Genomic DNA, 5,679 nt, shown 5'->3' on the forward strand with positions numbered 1-5,679 from the left:
CGTAATACCCGTACGGCCCGCCGCCGTAATAGCCGTGATGCCGCGGGTAGTAGCCGTAGCTCCGGTGGTGCGGACGATAGTAGCCATGATGGTGGTGATGATGACGCCAGTGATGATGGTGGCGATGGCCGTGGTGCCGGTGCTGCGCGCTGATGTCGGTCGATTGGCCGGCCTGCGCGTTCTGCTTCGCGCTTGAATTATTGGCCGCGTTCGCCGCCGATCCGCCGGCAAGCGCCGCAGCACCGACCGCCATCGCGACAATGAGATACTTCATGGTGTCATCACTCCAGTTGAATGTCGTGTGACAACAGATGGGCGCTTCCCGCGTTCCGGCCAGTGCGGGCGTCGAAACGACGCAGTATTGCGACGTCCGATTCGCTTCGCGCGCATGAGTGGGCTCGTGAGATTTATTGTCGCATCATCGGCATTGATCGCATTGCTGCCATCACTTGGCCGCGAACGAGGCGACCACGTCGTCGCTGGTGACGATGCGCGCGAACTCGCCGTTGAGGTTCGACAGCGTCATCGCATGGATCTCCTCGGCGGAATGCTTGTCGCCGTCGGGCCCGATGCGGTCGAACGTCCATGTCGCATCGCGCACGAGCTGCGCGTCGAAGCCGAGATTGCCGGCCATCCGCGTCGTCGTCTCCACGCAATGATTGGTGGTGGCACCGCAGATCACGAGGTTGCCGATGCCGGCCGCGCGCAGGCGCTGTTCCAGGTCGGTGCCGATGAAGGCGCTGTTGACGCGCTTGACGATGATCGTCTCGCCCGGCTGCTCGCGCGCCTCGTCCTTGACGGCGTAGCCGGAACGCGATGGCAGGAACGATGAACTCGGCTTCGTACCCTCGTGGCGGATATGAAAGATCGGCGCGCCGCGCGCCCTGAACGTCTTCAGCAGACCCGCGATCCGCGCCACCGCATCCGGATTGTTGCGCCGCTGTCCCGCCGCCTCCCACTCGTCGAACGCGCGCTGGACGTCGACGACGATGAGGGCGGGGAGGGGGGCGGGCATGATCGGACCTTTCGCACGGGTTGTAAAAGCGAATATGCGAGGCGACTGGGACAGCGCGCAATGCCGATCTTCCCTCGTTTCGCGACAGCTTTCGTGCCCCGGACGCAGCGCAGCGTCTCTTCCCTGCATAGCCGCCTTGCTGAGGATCAAAGCGGCAAGGACTGGCCGGCCTAGTGTCGAGGCACCAAATGCTGGGAATCGAGAGATGCGAGAGGACGCCATGCCGGGACAGGCGAGTCAACCGGACGGTCTTGCCGACATCAAGACGCTGCCGCAACTGCTGCGCTGGCGCGTCGAGGCGACGCCGGCGGCGGAGGCCTATCGTCATTTCGATGCGACCGCGCAGCGCTGGGTCAGCCAGTCCTGGCGCGAGATCGATGCGGGATTCGAGCTGTGGCGGCGCGCGCTCGCCGCGGAGGAGTTCGCGCCGGGCGAACGCGCCGCCATCCTGATGCCGAACGGCATTGCGCATATCGCCATGGACCAGGCGGCGCTGTCGCGCGGCCTCGTGCCGGTGCCGATGCATGCCGTCGACAATCCCGACAGCATCGCCTACGTCCTTGTCGATTCCGGCGCGCTGCTCTTGTTCGTCGATACGCTGGAGCGCTGGCAGGCGATCGTGGCGACCGGCCAGCCGCTCGACCATCTCAAGCGCGTCGTCTGCGCGGATGCAAGCGGGCTCATCACGCCGAATGCCCGCATCGTCGGGCTCGACCATTGGCTCGCGCAAGCCCCCGGCGCGACCGCGCTGCCAGATGTCGCGATCGAGCCGCACGATCTCGCCGCCATCGTCTACACCTCGGGCACCACCGGGCGGCCGAAGGGCGTGATGCTCTCGCACGGCAATGTCGTCGCCAATGTGAAGGCGATCGCGCACCGCATCGCCGCCGAACCCCATGACGTCTTCCTGTCCTTCCTGCCGCTCTCGCACACCTTCGAGCGCACCGGCGGCTACTACTATCCGATCGCGGCCGGCGCGTGCGTCGCCTATGCCCGCTCGGTGCCACAACTCTCGGAGGACCTGAAGCGTGTGCAGCCGACGGTGCTGGTCTCGGTACCGCGGATCTACGAGCGCATTTTCGCGCTGATCATGCAGCATCGCGCATCAGCAAGTTACATCGAGCGCTTGCTGCTCGACCTCACCATCGCCGTCGGCGGGCGGCGTTTCGATGCACGGCAGCGGCATGGCGTGCCGTCGCTGCTGGACCGGCTGGCCTGGCCGTTGCTCAAACGGCTCGTCGCCGACAAGGTGCTGGCGCGGCTCGGCGGCCGCCTGCGCGTCGCGATCTCCGGCGGCGCGCCGATCGCGGCGCCCGTCATTCGCCTGTTTCTCGCGCTCGGGCTGGACGTGCTCCAGGGCTACGGCATGACGGAGACCTCGCCGGTGGTCTCCGTCAACACCATCGAGGACAATGATCCGCACTCGGTCGGCCATGTCCTCGACGGCGTCGAGGTGAGGCTAGGCGAGAACGACGAATTGCTGGTGCGCGGCCCCAGCGTGATGCTCGGCTATTGGCACAAGCCGGAGGAGACACGCCGCGTCAAGGACGCCGACGGCTGGCTGCATACCGGCGATCAGGCCCGCATCGAGAACGGGCGCATCACCATCACCGGCCGCATCAAGGACATTCTGGTCACGTCCACCGGCGAGAAGATCGCGCCGGTGGATCTGGAGACCGCGATCCTCGCCGATCCCCTGTTCGAGCAGGCGCTGGTGGTCGGCGAACAGCGGCCGTTCCTCACCGCGCTGGTCGTGCTGAACGCCAAAGCCTGGGTGCAGGAGAAGGAAAGACTGGCGGCGAGCGGCAAGCAAGGCGGCGCGGCGGAACGGGCTGCGCTGCTGGCGCGAATAGCGGCGGCCGTGAAGGCCTATCCGTCCTACGCGACGCCGCGCGCGGTGTGGTGGACGCTGGACCCGTGGACCATCGCGAGCGGCCTGCTCACGCCGACGCTGAAGAACAAGCGGCCCGCGCTCGAACGCCGCTTCGCAGACGAGATCGAGCACGTCTATGCGAAGAAGCCCGCGCCGATAACGCCGACGTGATTTCGCCTCTCCCCGCGGTTGATCCAGCGCAACTTAGGCCGCTGCCTCGCGATGCAATGTCGCCCGTGAATTCGAACGGCAATCGAGGCAAGTCATGAAGGCGTATTTCATCGGCGGTGGCATTGGATCGCTCGCGGGCGCGGCGTTCCTGATCCGCGATGCGCAGCAGGCCGGGCGCGACATCGTGATCTACGAGGCGCAGCCGCTGGTCGGCGGCAGCCTCGACGGCACGCTGCTCGCGAACGGCGCCTATTCGCTGCGCGGCGGGCGAATGCTGACCACCGATCACTACGAATGCACTTGGGATCTGCTCTCCAGCATCCCTTCGCTCGAGCATCCCGGCCTCAGCGTGCGCGAGGAGACCATCGCATTCAACCTGGAGAACCCGGCGCACTCGAAGGCGCGGCTGGTCGATCGCAACCGTTTCAAGGTCGACGTCTCGCATATGGGTTTCTCCGCGCGCGACCGGCTCGAGCTGCTGCGGCTCACCGAGGCCTCGGAGGAGACGCTCGGCAATAGCCGCATCACCGACTGGCTCTCGCCGAAATTCTTCGAGTCCAATTTCTGGTACATGTGGCAGACCACCTTCGCGTTCCAGCCCTGGCACAGCGCGGTCGAGCTGAAGCGCTATCTGCACCGCTTCATGAACGAGTTTCCGCGCATCGAGACGCTCGCCGGCGTCAAGCGCACCGTCTACAATCAGTACGATGCGATCGTGCGGCCGCTCGCCGACTGGCTGAAGCGGCAGGGCGTGCAATTCGTGCGCGGCACGCGCGTCACGGACATGGCGATCGAGCGCGAGGACGGACGCTTGCGGGTGCGCCAGCTCGTGCTCGATCGCGACGGCCGCATCGCCAATGTCCGGCTCGAGGACGGCGATCTCGTATTCTTCCAGAACGGCTCGATGACGGACGCCTCGAGCCTCGGCACCATGACCGAGCCGCCACCGCATCTGACCAAGAAAGACAGCCAGGGCTGGGCGCTGTGGGAGACGATCGCGAAGGAGCGTCCCGAATTCGGCAATCCCGCCGCGTTCAACAGCTCGATCCCCGAATCCTATTGGCTGTCCTTCACCGTCACCTGCCGCGATCCACTCTTCTTCGACCGGATGGAGGCGTTCTCCGGCAACCGTGCGGGCACCGGAGGCCTCGTCACGTTCAAGGATTCCAACTGGCTGATGTCGGTCGTGCTCTATCACCAGCCGCATTTCGCCGGACAGCCGAAGAATGTGCAGGTGTTCTGGGGCTATGCGCTGCATCCCGACCGCGTCGGCAATTTCGTTGCGAAGCCGATGTCCGATTGCGGCGGCGCGGAGATACTGAAGGAGCTGTGTGGCCATTTGAATTTCGATGCGGGCGTGTTCGAGGACGCAATCTGCGTGCCCTGCCGCATGCCCTACATCACCAGCATGTTCATGCCGCGCAACCTGACGGATCGGCCGCTGCCGGTGCCGAACAATTCGGTCAACCTCGCTTTCGTCAGCCAGTTCGTCGAAATCCCCGACGACGTCGTGTTCACCGTCGAATATTCGGTGCGCGCGGCGCAGATGGCGGTCTATCGACTGATGAAGATCGATCGCCCGGTGCCGCCGGTGACGAGGCACGACAAGTCGCTCGCGATCATCTTCGCGACGCTGGAGAAGGCATTCGCGTGATCGCTACTTGAACGGGTTACTTGAAGGGATCTTGGATCGACGGCGCCGATTGCCGGATGCGGCGCACGCTGACCGGCGTGCCGTCGGAGACGAACAGCAACTCGTAGCGCCGGCCCTCACTGTCGGTGGCGGAGCAGGTGACGTCAGTCACCTTCCTGGCGGCAAAATTGCCGGTCTGGCGGCAGAGGCCGGTGGAGGTCTGCTCGGCCGGCACCGGCAGGCCGTCGACCCTGGGGCGGTCCTTGGAATTGAGCAGCATGCGGTCGATCGGCAGCTCGTAGGAATTGTCGTCGGCGCGCTTGCCGTTTTCGCCGGAGAACGACACGACGTGGCTGTCGTCGGAGGGATCGTCGACCGCGACCGCAAAATTGACGCGGCCCTTGTCGCCATGGGCGTAGGCCACCGTCTTGCAGGCGAAGGTGCGCCCGGCGACCTTGAAGGTCTTGCAGTGGCCGGACATCAGCGCCAGCAGATCGATGAAGGCATTCTGCAGCGCCGGCGGGTTGTTGACCGGGATCGGCTTGGAAGTCTCGGCAAAACAAGGACTTGCCAAAGCGGCAAGGGTGGCCGTGAAAACAAGGGTCGCGGCCAGCAGCGATCGGCAGAGGCGCATTGGAAGGCTCACGTGCCAGGGAACCACGGTCAGGTTCCGCACCATAACCATCGAACCGCAAATTGGTTGCGATCCCGTTTGTCCTGCAAGTCCCGCCTGGAATACCACCGCGCCACCCCGACGGCGTTTGTCCAAATCGCCCAAACCGTCCGCCGCCACTTGCCGTCAGGCCGGTGTTCTTTTCGTGGCGGAACTCAGGCCATCGCCGCCTGCCAGCGCGTATCGCGAAGTGAGGGCCGGCGGTGCAGGCGGGCGCCCAGCAGGGTGCGGGCGCGGGCGAGCTCGCCGCTGCGCATGAGTGCGACGATATAGGTGTCCTCGACCAGTTCGCGCTGGGCGTGGCTGGCGCCGAT

Annotated in this window: 4 protein-coding genes and 2 pseudogenes; 2 read left to right on the forward strand and 4 right to left on the reverse strand. The window is 65.4% G+C overall.

The genetic code is table 11. The features are described 5' to 3' along the window. Together IC66_RS0134415 and IC66_RS0134420 are read right to left on the reverse strand one after the other, a co-directional pair. The coding region (locus tag IC66_RS0134415) for a hypothetical protein (RefSeq protein WP_038950696.1) at nt 1-274 on the reverse strand (274 nt) is incomplete at its 3' end. A 171-nt stretch (nt 275-445) separates the two neighbouring features. Next, the gene (locus tag IC66_RS0134420) at nt 446-1,015 is read right to left on the reverse strand and encodes a cysteine hydrolase family protein (RefSeq protein ID WP_038950697.1); all 570 of its coding nucleotides are present in this window, start codon (nt 1,013-1,015) and stop codon (nt 446-448) included. Nucleotides 1,016-1,220: 205 nt separating this feature from the next. On the opposite strand from IC66_RS0134420, the gene IC66_RS0134425 reads away from it, so the two are divergent. After that, complete coding sequence (locus tag IC66_RS0134425; protein ID WP_085971869.1) at nt 1,221-3,059, forward strand: AMP-dependent synthetase/ligase; 1,839 nt, start codon at nt 1,221-1,223, stop codon at nt 3,057-3,059. A gap of 64 nt (nt 3,060-3,123) precedes the next feature. Next, nucleotides 3,124-4,713 (forward strand): annotated as a pseudogene (locus IC66_RS0134430) (oleate hydratase); the annotation flags it as partial. Nucleotides 4,714-4,729: 16 nt separating this feature from the next. On the opposite strand, the gene IC66_RS0134435 reads toward IC66_RS0134430, so the two are convergent. Next, nucleotides 4,730-5,326, reverse strand: a complete 597-nt coding sequence (locus IC66_RS0134435; RefSeq protein WP_028140721.1) for a hypothetical protein — start codon at nt 5,324-5,326, stop codon at nt 4,730-4,732. Between the two features lie 194 nt (nt 5,327-5,520). Beyond that, nucleotides 5,521-5,679, reverse strand: a pseudogene (locus tag IC66_RS48560) (tetratricopeptide repeat protein); the annotation flags it as partial.

The organism is Bradyrhizobium genomosp. III, from assembly GCF_000261705.1.
Lineage (GTDB): Bacteria > Pseudomonadota > Alphaproteobacteria > Rhizobiales > Xanthobacteraceae > Bradyrhizobium > Bradyrhizobium ottawaense.